This is a genomic window from Streptococcus sp. HMSC068F04 (assembly GCF_001837455.1).
GTDB lineage: Bacteria > Bacillota > Bacilli > Lactobacillales > Streptococcaceae > Streptococcus > Streptococcus salivarius_D.
This window is the reverse complement of sequence record NZ_KV832515.1, coordinates 1,089-18,050: the sequence shown is the minus strand read 5'-3', so window position 1 is coordinate 18,050 and position 16,962 is coordinate 1,089. Positions and strand designations below refer to the sequence as shown.

At 42.2% G+C, this 16,962-nt stretch carries 10 protein-coding genes and 1 pseudogene; all 11 read right to left on the bottom strand.

Annotated elements, in window-relative coordinates; translation table 11 throughout:
* Positions 1-50: 50 nt before the first annotated feature.
* Positions 51-3,704: a helicase-exonuclease AddAB subunit AddA gene (gene addA, locus HMPREF2571_RS07840; protein WP_013991144.1), complete on the bottom strand. Its 3,654-nt coding sequence runs from the start codon at positions 3,702-3,704 to the stop codon at positions 51-53.
* Positions 3,694-7,014, bottom strand: coding sequence for an ATP-dependent nuclease subunit B (gene rexB / locus HMPREF2571_RS07835; protein WP_070847652.1), 3,321 nt, complete (start codon positions 7,012-7,014; stop codon positions 3,694-3,696). The genes addA and rexB overlap by 11 nt, the downstream gene beginning before the upstream one ends.
* A 249-nt stretch (positions 7,015-7,263) precedes the next feature.
* Complete coding sequence (locus tag HMPREF2571_RS07830) at positions 7,264-8,637, bottom strand: GHKL domain-containing protein (protein WP_070847649.1); 1,374 nt, start codon at positions 8,635-8,637, stop codon at positions 7,264-7,266.
* Between the two features lie 35 nt (positions 8,638-8,672).
* Complete coding sequence (locus HMPREF2571_RS07825) at positions 8,673-9,983, bottom strand: ATP-binding protein (protein WP_013991147.1); 1,311 nt, start codon at positions 9,981-9,983, stop codon at positions 8,673-8,675.
* A gap of 247 nt (positions 9,984-10,230) precedes the next feature.
* A complete protein-coding gene (locus tag HMPREF2571_RS07820; RefSeq protein WP_045771641.1) occupies positions 10,231-11,973 on the bottom strand; it encodes a DUF6287 domain-containing protein in 1,743 nt (580 codons plus the stop codon).
* 9 nt (positions 11,974-11,982) lie between these two features.
* Positions 11,983-12,243 carry a hypothetical protein gene (locus HMPREF2571_RS07815; RefSeq protein WP_014632630.1) on the bottom strand — a complete coding sequence of 87 codons (261 nt, stop codon included), beginning with the start codon at positions 12,241-12,243 and terminating at the stop codon, positions 11,983-11,985.
* The gene (locus tag HMPREF2571_RS07810; protein ID WP_014635018.1) at positions 12,244-13,059 is read right to left on the bottom strand and encodes an ABC transporter permease; all 816 of its coding nucleotides are present in this window, start codon (positions 13,057-13,059) and stop codon (positions 12,244-12,246) included.
* Between the two features lie 8 nt (positions 13,060-13,067).
* Entirely contained in the window at positions 13,068-13,853 is a 786-nt protein-coding gene (locus tag HMPREF2571_RS07805) for an ATP-binding cassette domain-containing protein (protein WP_002891779.1), read from the bottom strand.
* A gap of 9 nt (positions 13,854-13,862) precedes the next feature.
* A complete protein-coding gene (locus HMPREF2571_RS07800) occupies positions 13,863-14,375 on the bottom strand; it encodes a hypothetical protein (protein WP_070847647.1) in 513 nt (170 codons plus the stop codon).
* A complete protein-coding gene (locus HMPREF2571_RS07795) occupies positions 14,372-15,970 on the bottom strand; it encodes an Hsp70 family protein (protein ID WP_004183425.1) in 1,599 nt (532 codons plus the stop codon). The genes HMPREF2571_RS07800 and HMPREF2571_RS07795 overlap by 4 nt, the downstream gene beginning before the upstream one ends.
* Before the next feature lie 354 nt (positions 15,971-16,324).
* Positions 16,325-16,962 (bottom strand): annotated as a pseudogene (locus HMPREF2571_RS07790) (LD-carboxypeptidase); the annotation flags it as partial.

The following is a 16,962-nucleotide window of genomic DNA, read 5'->3' as shown; positions in this document are numbered from 1 at the left end:
TTCGTCACCCACTACAGTTGACAAAGAGCCAAGAATGGTTATGCTATAGCTTATACTTCTACAACTTCCAAGTTTTTTCCACCTAGGAGAATAAGGTATTTATCAATCTTATCTATTTGATAGGCTTGGCTGAGTGCTTTAGCATAGAGGCTCATTTGCCCTTTGTAGCGGTCCTTAAGCTCACCAGGTTGAGTGAAGCGGTCTGTCTTATAGTCAAAGAGGACAATACGGTCTTCAAGAAGAAGGTAGCCATCGATAATACCACGGACGACAAAGTCTTCTTTACTAGCCGGATCTTCTGCCAACATTGCAAATGGCGCTTCACGACGCAACTTATCACGGTTAGCTAGAATGAGCTTCCCAAGTTCGGTGTCAAAGAAGCCTAAAAGTTTTTCTAACTCCACACGCGCCTTGACTTGATCATCTGCCGATACTAGACTTAGCGCCTGAGTCAGATCTTGAAGGGTCACCTTGTCAGAAAGACTCAAGCGTTGCATGAGTTCATGGGTGGCTGAACCAACTGCAGCTCCAGTGACCTTCGTTTTTTGCCCAAAATCTGGAAGCTCAAAGCTAGTGGATGTCTCAAGAGGTTGCACCTCCTCTTTCTTGTCCATAATATCCACCCCTTCCGTATCCATGACAGGTTCGTAGAAGGCTTTGAGCTGGCTGGGCGTACGCACAGATGGCAGGTCAATCGCTGGTGCATAAAGTTGGTTGAGTTTTTCAACACTTTCTAAGACCGTTAGGGCACGCTTAATGTCTTCCGTCTGGCGATTGTTAGATAGATCATCAGCATCTACTGCCGCTTGAACTTCAACCTGACCAATAGCCTCTGGAGTCAACTCCTCAGCCTCAACAAAGCGAACAGTAAACTTGAGATCCTTTCTCATAAAGGCAGTATCCAAAGCCATAACCCAATCCTGATAAGTAGAAATTTGGTCACGTAGAGCTACTGGTAGGCGATTATTTTCAACATCTGTGCCAAATTGCTGGGTCAATTTTTCCTTACTGCCCTTACCAACTAGGTAGAGTTTTTTCTCTGCACGGGTCATTGCAACATAGAGCAGACGCATCTCTTCTGAGATACTTGCTCGACGCTCTTCCCTACGATTTTCCTGGAAGGTTAAGGTCTCGAGAACAACATTTAACTTAGGCAAATTGGTGTTTACCTGGTCTTTGAGGTCAGCTAGATACTTAATGCCTAGTCCTTTTTCACGGTTAATGATGTACTTACCACTCAGTCCGTCCTTGCTGTGACCAATGAACTTGCGATTCATCTGCAAGACAAAGACATACTTGAACTCTAGTCCCTTGGACTTGTGAATGGTCATAAGGCTAACGGCATTTTTGGGAACCAAGTCTGTCACTTCCTCTAGGTCGTTACCGCTAGAAATGATTTTATCAATCATACCAATAAAACGAGAAAGTCCCTTAAAGCCAGTCTTTTCATAGGCATTGGCACGCAAGGCAAGGGCGTAGAGATTGGCCTGGCGTTGCTCAGCTCGTGGAAGACTGCCAACATAATCATAATAGAAACGATCGTCGTAAATCTTCCAGATGAGGTCATAGAGCGAGTGCCACTTACTGTAATCACGCCAATCTGACAGAGTCTCAATGAAGAGAGTCAACTTGGCCTCCAGTCCTTGCGTCACGACTTCTGGATGAAGTCCTGATTTAGTATGAGCTGCAAAAAGCTTATCATAGAATTGTCCTTTGTCAGCCTGAACAGCAATCCGAGCCAAATCGTCCTCGTTGAAGTTAAACATCGGTGAACGAAGGAGGGCAACCAAGGCGTAGTCATTGAGAGGATTATTGATGGCACGAAGGGTGTCCAACATAATCATAACTTCTAGTGACTCTAGGTAGCTTGACTTGTACTCGTCAGGAACCAAGGGAATTCCGTGCTCCTCAAAGCTTGCCATCAAGTCCAGATAGGTATTACGGGTTGGTGCTAGGAGGGTAATGTCCTCAAAATGTACACCCTGCTCGTGAAGTTTGATGATTTCTTTGATAACCAAGGAAATCTCTCCGCTACTAATAGGTTGATCAGGACCTTCTTCGTCAGGAGTCATACTTCCTTCATCACTATTGAAAATCAGAACCTCTGTCTCATTTTCAAGATGGGGTTCTTTTTGCTTCTGGCTACCCGCTACCAGCATGTGAGTCTTGTCATAGAGGATGTCCCCGATTTCCTGGTCCATGAGGTGACTGAAAACACCATTGGTCGCATCAAGAACCTCAGATTGACTACGGAAGTTCTCTTTAAGGAGAATCAGCTTACCTGCATCTGGATTTTCAAGGAAGAGCTGAAACTTGCCATTAAAAATCTGAGGATCAGCCTGACGGAAACGATAGATGGATTGTTTGATATCTCCCACCATGAATCGATTGTGGCCGTTAGATAGGAGTTCCAACATGCGTTCTTGGGTATGGCTATTGTCCTGATACTCGTCTACCATTACTTCATGGTAACGGTCACAGTAGCTAGCTGCCACCTCTGGATTATCCTCCAAAATACGGATAGCAAAATGGGCAATATCTGAGAATTCAAAAGCATTTTCCTGAATCTTGGCCTGTAAATACTGATCCGAAAAATCAAGTACAAAGGCCTGAAGCAGCTCTAACAGAGGTAAGATGTTATCATTATGCTTGGTCAAAACCTCGAGGACCGTTAGCTGGGTATCAACCTCTCGCAACTGGGCCACAAACTCATTTTTGGTCTTGTTGTAAGCCTCCTTGTAGGCCTTGAGTTCCTCGTCTTTGGGACGAGTCATATTGGTCAAACCAGTCCCTCCTGACAAAGTCAAGAGTTGTTTGAGCAAGTCCTCCATATCCGTTTGGTCATTGGCCAAGGCTCCTTCAAGAAGGCTAATGGCATCTGACACATTATTTAGATATTTGGCCTTGGCAAATTCACGCTGAGCTAGACCTAGATGGTCTCTTAAGAAGTCTAAGAAATCAGCCAACAAGCCATCTTTGAGACCCTCTAAAAGCTCAGCTTTAGCCTTGACTGGATCTGCCTCTGCCTGCCCTTTTAAAAGATTTTGACGTAGCCATTTTTCAGGACCTGCAGTAGCCTGAGAAAAGTTATAGACATCGTAAACTAAATCACGAAAGGCCTTACTAGTCTTGCCATTTCCTGCGAAGTTGCGGACCAATTTTTGGAAAAGTTGGGCCTCCTTCCCTTGCATATAATCGTTAAAGAGATCAGCATAAACCTCATTTTTCATAAGTGTCTGCTCGGCAGGGTCTGTCATAATGCGGAAAATAGGTGACACCCCCAAGAGATAGCCATACTGATTGACCAATTTCTGGGTGAAGGCATCCATAGTTCCAATATCAGCAGTCCCAATCTTGGCAATCTGATCTGAAAGAAAGGCACGCTCTTCATCCGTCTCAACCTGTCCCAACTGCTCTGTCAGACGTTTTTCCAGACGCTCTTTTAACTCACCTGCAGCCTTTACCGTAAAGGTTGAGATAAAGAGTTGATCAATACCAACGCCACGTCCAATCATATCAAGGATACGTTCAACCATAACAAAGGTTTTTCCTGATCCAGCCGAAGCTGACACAAGAATATTACTACCATTACTGTAAATGGCCTCAATCTGCTCAGGTGTTAACTTGCGTTCCTTGTCAGAAGCTGCTTCTTGGGCAATGCGTTCCTTAATCTCTGTTGGACTTAAAAAAGCTTTAGTCAACATGGTTGTCCTCCTGGTCTTTGTTGTCTGCTGTCACAGCTTGATCAGTGACTGGAAAGGGGACGATTTTTTCAGCAACTTGCATCTCATTATCGTCCTCATCTTTTCCCATCAGCTCCAAATAGGCTTCCTTCTTGCCCTTGCTTGGTAAACGCAAGAGTTTTCGCGCCTGTCCCATGTGACGGTCAGCCTCAAAATGAGTAATAGCCTTGATTTGATCCCCTTGAACAGACTTGCCATCCTCAGTATAAGGATTAACCGCAAAATTCCCACTTCGAATAACTTCAGCAGCACTTGTAAAGAGCTTAATATTGTAATCGAGCAAGGTTTCTAGGTCCTCCTTGTCATAGGTGACAGTCTTTTGTAAATCATAGTTTCCACCAGCCAAATGCTCTGTTTCTGAAGCCACAAAAAGTCCCTTATAGGTTAATTCCTTATGAGCCTGAGCTGCTAGCTTATCCAGACCAAACTGAGCTAAGTTAAGTTGTGGGTCCTGCATGTGAAGATACATGGCACCAAAAAGCTGATCAGCATCCACCTTATAGGTTTGTCGAAGGGCCTCCAGATAGGTTACCAACTGCGGACTGAGACCATTGTAGAATTTCTGAATGTCAAAGACATTTTTACCTGATTTGTAGTCAACGACACCCAGAGCCCCATCCGTTAAACGGTCCACACGGTCAATAATCCCTGTAATCTTGATGCTATTTGCTAAAAGCAAATCAAACTTGGCTTCCTCACGCTCAACCTTAACAGCCGCATTATCACGCAAAACACTGGCAGTTGAACGGGCGATATCTTCCAAAATCTGACGAGACAAGTGACTCTCTTGGTCCTCCGTATAGAGAATTTCAAAAGGTTGTTCCTGATTGGTCTGAGCAATAGCCTTTTCCAATTTATCATCGAAGTTTTCTGACGAAGAATCCCCCATAACACGCTCAAAGACACGGTGCAAATAAGTCCCGTGGTGTCGAGCATCTGGATGGATGGACTCCAACTCTTCAAGCCCCAAAACATAACGCAAGAAATAAAGATATTGGTTGTTATAGAAGGTCGTCAGAGCCGAGGCTGATAATTTCAGTGGTTCTTCCCCCGGAAAGACCAGCTGCATGACCTGATCATCAACCTTGGTCGTCGTCACATCGTCAATCACATTTGGAATCAAGACTTGGTCCTTATCAAGTCGCTTACGGAGATAACGCACAGCAACTGACCAGAAAGTCTGCGTTTCCTTATCCAAATCAGCATCTAAATGGCTACTGTTAAGGGCAATGACAGTCGATAGGAGGTCCTTGTAGTTCCCAATCTGGTCACCCTTGGCCTCGAAACGATTACGTCCCTTTTCAACCAAAGAAAGACCAAGGTCAAGCAGCTCTTTCAAATAAACCGACATGTCATCTTGAGTCTCATTGAGAATTTGTGGCTGACTAAGCACCAATTGTTCACTAGCCGAATTAAAAAGTGACATAGCCACAAAATGCCCCCTCTGACTATTGCTCTGCGTAACAATATCCAAACTCCTGTCTTCATCCGTCACCTCATTGATACGACTACGTTCCTCGTCAGACAGGAGACTCTTATTTTGCCCTACCTTAGGAAAATGTGACTGGGTCATCCCCAAGGCAAAAACATAAGGAGCAGAATGTGGTTGAATCAAATCGTATTTTTTCACATTGACCACATCGACAGTGGCTGGGACCGTACGGTAATCACAGGCCAACATTCCTGAACGCAAAATGGACAAAAAGTCGTCCACTGACAGTGTTTCTTCTCCAAAAATAGTCTCAACCTGCTCCAAGAGTTGTGTGAAAGCATTCCAGACCTGTTCATTCTGTTCTTTTTCAGCCTCACTGGCCTTGGCAGTCAAACTAGCCATTTGGCTTGGCAATTGCACAGCCTCTAAAAAGACCACTAGTTTCTTGAGTAGACTAGAACCCTTTTGTTTGCGACTATTAAGCAACTTGTCCAAGGGCTCTACCAACTGTGACCGCAAGGTATTGAGCTGGTCTAAATCATACTTATCACGACTATCGGCCGTAAAATCAGACAAGAACTTGTGACGCCCCTTGATGTCTGCAAAATTGACATAATACTCAAAAAGATCTAAGTCCTCTTGAGCAAAACCACCATAGAGACCGGATTTTACGAGATTAAGCAGATCCTCAGCACGATAATTGTAGCGTTTGATACGTTCCAGCGAATCCACAAACTGCACCAAAGGATGGCTAGACATGGTTTCTTCCTTACCGAAATAATAGGGAATATCAAATTTTCGAAAAATCTGACCCACCTGAAGCTTATAACTCTCCTCATCACCTAGCAAGACCAAGATATCCTTATAGCGCTTGCCATCTGCTAGCAACTGACGAATACTCTTAGCAACCTGAGCCACTTCTTCCTTTTGGTTGACCACTTCCCAAACCTGCAAAGCTTGCTTGTCCTGAGCAGTCAGCTGCTCGTCAATCGTACTAAAATCATGACGGCTCTCCAAAAGACGGCTAATGCGTGCAAAAGAAGGATTCCCCTCTTTGTCTGTCGTCACATAGTCGGGTGTCACCTTATAGGTCTGAGCCAGAGTTCTCAGAAAATCCACTGAAGCCTGATAAACATTGCCGTAAACAAAGTTAGCACTATAAGCTTTTTGACTGGTATAAGTCCCAATGACAATTTGGTGGCACTTATCATTCAAGAGGGCAACTAGGGCCTCCTCCTCGGCAGAGAAACGCGTAAAGCCATCAATGACCAAAACCGTATTACTCAGTGCCTTATCCAGATGTCCTGAGGTAATTTCCTTGAAGAAGGCACTAAGTTTTGATTGATTATCAAAATCTCCTGCCAACAAGAGGTCCTGAGCTGCACTGAAAATCCTGAGCAAATCCTCTTGTTTCTCAACATGATCCAAATGCTGCAAATCCAGAACCGTCATATTAGCCTGCTGCAACTCTTTGTAAAGGTCCACCAATTGATTAATAAAGTTACTATCCTTGCGCAAACGGCCATAAACCTTGAGCTCATCATCGTCCATATGCGACAACACCTTGTAAAAAATCATTGCCAGACCAGTATCATCCAGCTGAGTCTTTGGGTTGCTCGTATTGAGAATAAAGTATCTCGCCATCTGAGTAAAACGAGTCACCGTAATCTCAAAGGATGCTGACTGAGGCAGGTATTCCAAGACCTTACGCTCCTTCTCAAATGACAGGGCATTAGGGGCAATATAAAAGACCCTCTTTCCCTTTTGAGCATAGCTGGTTGCCTGCTCCGTCAGAATTTCTGTTAAATCCTGAGACATATCCGTATAAAGTAATTTCATAAGACGTCCCTTTCTTATCTCTACACCAGTCGTTAGGCCAAGCAAGAACTGCCATTCACTTAGTGCTAACAACCACTAATCCTTGCTATTATAACACAGAATGAAGCAACAATCAGACTCCTCCCTTGCTCCTATCTCCTCCGATGTCCTAAGTTTCACACATAAGCATAAGCTCAACAGCAAAGAGCCCTCCTTCATGGACTTGTACCTAAAAAAAAGAGCCAAATCCTCTGATTTAGCTCTACATCTTTATTTAAAAATCAATTCCTGTTTGAAAAGGTAATCACCACTGCTTGTAATCAAATTGGCATCACTATACTTCCTAAGAATATCCTTGGCTGAGTGGAGGTTAAGACCTGAGGTCTTCTTCTGGTTTTCTTCCTGCATAATGGCATCAAGGTCAACTTTTTCTTCTTGCGTCCTATTTTCCATGACAAAATGGTAGCTTCCATCCTTATCATGTCGATGAAAACTAAAATTGATTTGACTGGCAGGGACCTGCTTACTCTCATCAATCGCATTACTAAAGAAAATAGACACCAGCAAGGTCAAGTCAACCACGTTCATGGTAAACCCTGAAATCTCCTCAGGAATATCACAAGTCACTGGAATATTACTACGTTTAGCCTCCATCATACGAGCCGAAAGAAGGCTACGTAAGGGTAGGGACTGAATATTTTCCAGCTTAGGATTATCAATGACACGGAAACGTTCAAACTCCTTGGCACTCTCTCTAAGGACATTCTGATACACCTGTTCAGCAAGAGCCTCTTCCTGGTCACGTACTTCCTCTGAAAATTGTTCCACAACCGTCTGATAAGACTGTCTGTATTGTAACAACTCATTGTAGAGAAGATCAATCTTTTGGTTGGCCTTGGTCAAACTATTCAAATGCCTCTTTTCCTCCATGGCCAAACTCTCTTCCAAATACTGCCGAGACAGTTGATTAAGATGGGCAATTAGGAAAATGAAAGCCACTGCGGACAAGAGAACCCAAAGCATCCGAAGTCTCAACTCCACCTCTGAAGAGTAGCCAGGAAACCAACTGTCTAAATTCACACTGAGATAGATTCCCAATAAATAAATGGCCATTGCTATAGCAACTCTTCTAGAAATCTGGAGGTTCTGGAAAGAGTCATCGCTATAGACCTTCCAACGCTTCAAATCCAAGCCCAAGAAACGGTCAAATACAAAATAAAGTGGCAAAATCAAACCGTAAGATAAGAGATAGAAAAGGGCATTAGACCCTACCTCAGCGACAGGGAGATTTAAGAGAAGGGGAATAAAGAAGAGTCCCAATAAGCGATAAAGTAAATCTGACGTCACCACTGGAAACAAAGTATGAAAAGCATACTGGGTCACCGACCAGGTCTTCCCTTTAGCAAGAAAGGCCAAAATCATCAGGATAAAGACATCAAAAACCATAATCATGTTAGTAATATTATACTGAATGACTACATCTAACAGGGCTAAGGTCAAGAAGACCGTCCAGGAGATACGAATGTCTGTCATTCGTTTGAAAATGGCACAATTTATCATCAGAGTTAAAATAAGCTGAATGGCTAGAAAGGCATCTGTATCATAGAGATTTAAAAAATTTATTCCCAAAAACGATTCAAACATCGAATCTCCTTTCTATATATTTTTTTACAAGTTATTTAGTATTCAAATTGCTGTCTATAGATGAACTTATCATTCGTAAAGCTAAGTTTAGACTGAGGGTAACGCTCCATAATATCTTCGAGCTGCTCATTGATTGATAAGTGACTCTCATACGCCTCGTGGGGCGCCTCGACACTATCTTGCGAAAGGGTTGTCTCTACAGAGAGGACCTGGACCTCACCTCTTTGGTAATAAGACATACGAACTAAACTATTTTCTTGACCATGAGCTCTCAACAAGGCATTGTCCAAGAAGGTCGTTAGAACAGCTGATAAATCTACCACATCGATATGAACTGGGGATATAGGGTCTGGAACCTCCATGATAAAATCAACGCCAACTGCATGAAACTCCATATACTTACTCTCAATGACGGAACGTAACAATTGAGAAAGCAGGTTAGAAATATCTGGCATAACCTTGCTGAAGGGAACCTCTTCATCAGATAGGTTCTGAGTGTCTCCCTCTTGACTAGTAGCCAGAACGGTCTTAACCTTCTTAGGTACGACTACCTTAGGCACTCCATCACGGTATAGCTCCTGATAAAGATGGAGGATATGTCTACTAGATTCCTGTAAGCTCTGGAAATGACGCTCCTGCTCCTCTTTCAACTCCAGAAAAAGTTCATCCTTAATCCACTGGTTGGCATAGGAAACAACGATGAAGAAGGCTCCTGTTGCTAATAGAACGATCAACTTGGCATAATTGTTAACCACTTCTACAGACCAGATAGTAGCAAGGTAGGGTAAATAGTCGTTAAAAAGTCCATATGAAAGAAAGGCAAAGCTAACCCCAATAACAATAGGGGTGAAGTGTATGCGCAAGCTCTCCTTTTCCTCAACCTGCAAATATTCATAACCAATAAAACAGTGAACCAAGAAGTAAAGAGGATAGGTAACTACCACACATATAAACTCCGTTAAAGATTCTGGAATACGACTCATCAAGTCGGCTCCCAAAAGTAAAGGAAAGACGATTAATGACAAGCCTCGTATAATGATATTGGTTGTCCCCCAGGAATAAAAACTATTAAATACCGGTTCTATCCATGGCAAGTCTGGACGTTTGTAATAACTAAAACAAAATAAAATGAGAGGATTAAGTAAAAATTTGAATCCCATCGGAAGAAGGGGAGTCAAAACAACCGACAAAAGACCACCTAATAAAAGTAGCCACCAAGAAATCTTGACCCTACCAGCTGCATGAAACATCAGATAATTGACAAAGAAAATCAAGAGCGTATCTATAGATACTAGCCAATGAAAATCTTTAAAAGCAGCAAGTAGTGATTCAATAATAGAAGTCATTCTTTTCCCCCTCTCCCTCTAATCTGATTTAAGAAACTTCCTCAAAAATCCCCTAGGAAGCCCTTTTTACAACACTACTCATTATATAGCTTTTTGTAAGTTTTCACAATAATTAATTTTATAAGAAAGTCTTCGCCTCCCTAATAATCCGCTTATTTATACAAGGAAGGTTGACTATTAAATTAAAGTTACAAATGTAATATAAAAAGTTGAGATAATTTTATCTCAACTTTCAGATTTATCAGATCTAGTCAGCCTTGTAGTAGAATTGTTTGGCGTCAGATTGTGCACTTCCTGATTGGGTCACTAGGATACGGTCTTTGGTATTATCTGAAGCATCAGGATAGTCTCCTGATATATTCGGTAATGTCGTACCTTTCGGGATGAAAAAGATTATTGCCCCATACATTCCTGTTCTTAGACTCGCTCTCAGATAGCCATTTTCAAGACTGGAATTAGCATTTTGGACCTCATAATCTGTTGGCGCAGTTACTTGATCCTTAGAAAATGTCAAACTACTACCATTCCCATTCTTCCAAGTACCTTCGAGGCTTTGGAAGTTATTATCCTTGATAGCATTAACATCCATGCCTGTTTGCTCGGTCTTGGTTTCCGTTTTTGATTCTGTTTTGGCCTCTGATGAGCTTGATGATGACTCCGATGTTTGTGAAGAACTTGAAGATCCTGAGCTTTCAGATGTGCTAGCACTAGAGTAATGCTTGAGCAACTCTTGGTAAGCCTCTTGCATATCATCTGGTGCTACCTTATAGGTCTGAACAGCCTTCTTATCGTAATTACCCTTCCAGTAGTTCGTCACATAATAAACGGTACCGTTGGAGCCTAGAACGATTTGGTAAGAATCCTTATCTTGGTCAACCAAATCCTTATAGAGCTTGTTGTAGCCATTATAATTGCCACCAGTTTTATCATCAGCTGAGAAGTCCTTAAAGAGGGCTTTTTGTTCAGCAGCATCGTCTTCATACATAGCATGTTTCTTATCCTTCAAGGTATAAAGACGGAAGGATGATGTTGGGCTATAGTCTGCGGTCTTACCACTATTGTCATTAATCCCTAAAGCAAAGGAATCAACTGTGTTTTTATAGTCCTTGAAATCATAGTTTGAGACTTCCTTGCCATTGATGATACCACTCGGAACACCAGTAATATGTTCATAGCCATCCGCATTGATGAGATTAGCAAGGATGGTAATCGTTTGGCTGCTACCTTTTTCCTTAGGTGCCTTGAATGACAGGAAGGTTGGACTACCATCATTGACCTTGGTGATGCTGTCAAAGCTGCTTTGAACTAAAACAGCATCCTTGGCATAATCAGACTGATAGAGCCATTTCCCAAAGGCTTCCGTGATAGACTTAATGTCCTCAGTCGAATAGTCTGCAATATAAGTAGTTTCCTTATCACCATTGACATCGGTCTTAGTCTTGATATCTGCATTTGGCTTATTTGGATCGTTAGAAGACGATTCTGAGCTTGCATCGCTACCTGAGGATGAACTACTTGATTCCAAAATATCCTTAATAATGCTTTTAACTTGGCTACTTGAAGAACTAGACGAAGCCTCGCTAGACTCAACGACTTCAGAGCCTCCCTCAACCTGAGTATAGGTGTCTGATTCAGTCATTTCAACCTTCGCATCTCCTCCAGGTACCATACTTGGTGTGATACGGATAGTACCGTCTGAGCTACCGTTAGTTCCAGGCAACTTAAAGCTCAAAGAACGGTCTTCGCCGGATTGGGCATTAGCCTGATAAGTATCCCCGGTCTCCGTATTTTTGACTTCGTATTTGTCTCCCTTGATCTTACGAACTTCAAAACGCACCTTGTTCCCGGTATTCTTATCGACAACGGTTGTGGCATAAACTCTTGAAGACGATGTAAAAGCCGTGCTCTGAGTGTATTTTCCAAGTACCATGAAGACTAAAAAGACAATCAAAGCTAAACCGATAAACTTTTTATGTTTAAACTGTTTCATGAGGTCCTCCTAGATAAATAGATAGCCAACAACATAGCCAAAGAGAGCAATACAAATCAAGAGCAAAATTTCTAAAACTAAAAACCAGCTAAACTTGAGATCACCCCAACCAACCTTAGACAAAACTTGTCTGAATTTAGAATTTTTCTGTCTGCTCAAGCCACTAGAAAGAGCAAAACCAGTCTTAGCAGCTTCTGCGACTTCCTTATCACTTGGCTTGCGACCATGCTGAACTTGGAAGTCAATCAGCCATTCATCATATTGTTGCATTTATTTCTCCTTCTTCTGAAGTGTGACGAAAAAGAGTAGGGCATAAACGAGGCAATGAAGCACCAAGGCCCACCATTGTCCCCAGAATTCGCCTGTAGACCCTTGAAAAGCCTCCAACTGGCTCTTAGGGACAGGAACATGGTACTTAGCCAAACTAGATGGCAAGTCTGACAAGTCACTAGAAATCCCAAAAAGCTTGTGGCCATAACCTAGATAGACAAATTTTTGTACCCAGTCAATGGCTTTTGGCAAAGATAGGATAGTTCCTGACAATGAAAATTGCATAATACCCACAACAACTGCTAGGATAACAGATGTAATCTCAGATTTGCCAACCAAGGCTGAGATAAAGAGAGCAATGAAATGCGAAGCCAAGAAAACCAGAAGTACTGTAATCCCAACTTCCCAACGGTAGGAACCAAAAATATGACCAGCGTCTGGAAATTCCTTGTCAAAGAACTTACTAAAGACCGAGTAAGATAGGATAAAGACAATGGTTTCCAAAACAGCAAAGAAGGCGTGAATCCCCATACTAGCCAAGGCAAAGGCCGAACGACTCAAACCTGAGAAAAAGTCACGGTTGAGGACCGAACGTTCCTTAGAAATATAAATACTGTTTTGAACCACAATCAAGAGACTGGTTGAAAAAAGCAAGAGAAAGAGGGTCATTCGAGTTGTTTCGAAATCTTTCAAAAATCCCTTGTCTTGGATATAGAGGATTAAACCTTCGAAAGCGACAATGCCCAGAAGAACCTTCACAAAATCCATGTAGTGGTGTTTAAATTTATACCAACTTAATCGTAATGCTGCGTTCATAAGTCTCCCTAAATCTTGTAAATACGTGTTGAAGCATTGAGCTCTTGGTAGACATCTGCGATATTCATATCCATATATTTACGAATCATATAAGGATCGCTAGTCTTATATTCCAAAAGCAACTCTTCATAAGTCCCTGCAAATGTCGGACGTCCCTTAGACAAGAAGATAATCTTGTCAAAAATAGCCAAATTTTCTGTGTTGTGGGTAATAACCACAATAGACTTGTTAGCTGATTTAGCCAAGATTTTCAAGGTACGTAAGAGATTACGGTCACTAAGAGCATCCAAGCCTGAAGACGGCTCATCAAGGATAAAGTAGGGACTAGGGCTAAGAAGCTCTATACCAATGGAGACACGGCGTTTTTGCCCACCAGAAAGCTCTGAAATCTTCTTGTTTGCAAATTCCGTCAGCCCTAAATCATCCATAATCCCTGCAATGCGATGCTTTTTAGTCAGCTTACCACTTCCTTTCAGATGATGGTCCGCATAAAAATCAAAGGTCTCAGATACCTTGAGGTACTCACGAAGAAGATTTTGTTGGGGCACATAGGACCAAGAGCGTGAACCAGCAGTCACAGGTTTGCCATTTTCTAAAATACGAAATTGTTGGCAGGTTGGTTTAAGCTGGCCAAGGAGAATCTCAGTTAAGGTTGTTTTCCCTGAACCAGAGGCACCCAAGATACCGACAACTTGGCCAGTCTCCATAGTAACATCCAAATCTGTAAAGAGCTGGTTATCATTTCCCTTATATTTGAAACAGATATGTTCAAATGTTAATTGATTGGTTTCCATTAATATCTCCTAAGACATAAGTAACATCAAAGCCACAATTAGAATGGCTCCGATAATAAGAACGATGACATTGATATTGAAAAAGAGAATCAAGCTTAGTAGAATCACAAAGGCGAAGGCCGCAAAGAGGTAACTTTTAAGAGATGACTCTTTAGTCTGAGTCACCGCAACAGGTTCAAAAGGGATTTCCTTTTTACCTGATACATTGCTAGTATCAGCGGCCGTCCCCTTCTCAACTTCCCAAGCCTTTCTCTGAGCCTGTCTAAGTTTTCGGTCATATTGTAACTTCTCATGGTCTGAGAAAAAGATTGAGCGAATCGTGTAGAGCTCACTGCGCAAACGCTCGCCTTCTTTATCCAAGGTACCGTTAGTCCAAAGTTCCTCCAGTTCCTCACGTAAAAAGGAAAGCGCCACGAAACAATCTTGAGCCGACATTTCTGGAGAGATACGGTTACTGACCTCTCTTAAATAAGATACTTCCTGTCCTGTCTCTGTATCAATTGCTTTGTAGTAGTCTATCATGAGATGAATTTAGCAAAAATAGCTTGAAGTTCTGACAAGTCTTCCTTAACCACTTCTTGGGTTTGGTTGACTTGTGCATTGACTGAAAAACGTGCCACAACAGTATTGCTTCGAGGATCAGACACTGTCACGGTAACAATTTGTTCTGAGTCAAAGGCATAGGTGACTTGTGCCAAGAGCTCGCCTTTCTGACGAGGTTGTGGCACTTGCCCTTCCACTTGTCCCAAAATCTTCACAGCAAATGGATTCTCGTAATTTCCTTCTGTGATACGAAGTTTAAACTTACTCTGTCCATCCACGACCGCAAAGAGATCCTTAGTAACAGCCAAAGGCAAGACCGAGTTACGTGGAACCACGACACTATTATAGTAGTCACCCACAAAGCTGTAGTTTTTGTTTGGATTTTTCTTGAAGAGCAGACCGATTCCCTGAGAGGTCACATCCTTGACAACTACTCTGTCTGTCTCAGTTGTCTTACCATCCTGATGTTCAGAGAAGCTAACCTCGTTATTGACGATAAGGTCAGCCAAAATAGAAGCTCCCTGTGCCACGATAGTGTCTGGATTAAGGTCAAACTTAGGCTCCAATCCACTCATCAAACGAATCATTTGACGAATCATTGGCATACGTGTTGACCCACCCACAAGGAGAATATGGTCAATCTCTTCCCATTTCAAGCCAGATGCTTGAAGGGTAGACTGTACCTTGATTTCAGTATCTTTGAGGAGGTCCAAGGTAATTTCATTGAAAATCGCTTGAGTAATCAAGACACCGTAACCTTGACCATTGACATAGTGCTCATAGAGAGCTTGGTCATTCACAGATAGACTTGTCTTAATCTGCTCAGCCTTATATTGAAGTTGAATTTTTTCCTTCTCGGAAAGGTTAGTCATATTGACCCCTTGTTTTTCCAACTCCTGCATGATGTAGCCCACAAGACGCTTATCAAAGTCAATCCCACCAAGACGTGAATTCCCATCAGTTGCCAAAATATCATAGGCATGATCAGCCACGCGCATGATGGTAACGTCAAAAGTTCCTCCACCTAGGTCGAAGACCAAGACATTTCCTTGAGCATTTTTAGTGTGGGCATAGGCAATAGCCGCAGCTGTAGGCTCATTGATAATACGCAAGACATTAAATCCTGCGATACGACCAGCATTCTTAGTTGCTGCACGTTGATCTGACGTAAAGTAGGCAGGCACTGTGATAACAGCATCCTTGATACCATCTGCTTGCCCCATCTCCTGACCAACTACATAAGCGCGTTTACGAAATTCGTTCAAAACCAAGGCAGAAAGAATAATAGAATTGACACGTGTGTGGTCTGGTGTATCACTGGCAATTGGACGCCCAATATCACGTTTAAAGTCAAATTTAAAATTTTCTGTACTTCCGATTTCTGTCCCACGCTCAATGGCTTCCTTACCAAAAGACACATGGTTTTGTCCACCAATATTTGAGAAATAAACCGCTGAACGTAAGACCTGATCGTCATTCGTCCCCATCGGAATAATCTCTGGCATATCTTCACGAACAACAGCCATAACGGAATTCGTTGTTCCTAAATCAATACCAATCGCTTTTTTTCTCATAACAATTTCCCTTCTAGCCTCATTTTGAGTTTACTTGACTATCGCTCCAAGCAGGCATCTGCTTAGATTGTCTCCATTCATCGCTGTCACATAAAACTCCAAAAGAGTAAAGTTATTCCAGTCTAGTTTTTTCACTATACTATAGTATCACAAATAAAGAGACTATAAAACAGGAAAAAAGGGGGTAGGACCGAACAACTTTTTACAAATTGTTCCTTGTCCCACTCCCTTGAGTGTCAATCAATCTGATAGACTGGATGAACTTAGAAATACAGGAGTATTATCCACTTAAAGTGTCATGCTTTATAGCAACTAAGATACTCCTACTTTCTAAAAAAAGCTGAGAGTCTTATCTCAGCTTTCTTTGTTATAGTCAAAGCGAATGACTTGCTTCTTTGCATCTACATGGGCGTGGACTCCAAAGGGAACAATCGCTCTTGGAGTTGCGTGTCCGACATTCAGATTATAGACAATTGGGATATTGCTATCAATGATATCCAATAGTGCCTCTTTATAGTCGTCATAGAAGGTTTCATCCATAGGTTTCCCGACCAAGAGTCCACTGACGACCTCAAATATCCCAGTTTCTTTTAAAGTTTGCAACATTTTTTTGAAATCATCAGGTTCAGGCTTTTCTTCACTTGTTTCTAGCAATAGAATCTTTCCTTCCCAGTCGGATAAGTCAGGGAAAAATTTGTATTTTTGGCAGAGGTCTGTGCTATCTGCGTGTAGAGAGTTGTCAAAAATATCGTAGAGGGATTCGAGGCAACCGCCGAGGATTTCCCCCTCGAACTTAGCATTGCCTTGTAACAAGTCAAAACCTGTATTTGCATGGCTGACACGAGGAGTTCCCAAGGCTTTGGGACTGAAGTCAGTTCTTTCCTCATACCAAACGTCACTAGGGCGAATTTCCGAGATTCTTCCCGTCTCAATCAATTCCTTGAAGTAGTGGAGGCTATATGGCAACATTTCTTTGTCTAACTCACAAATGT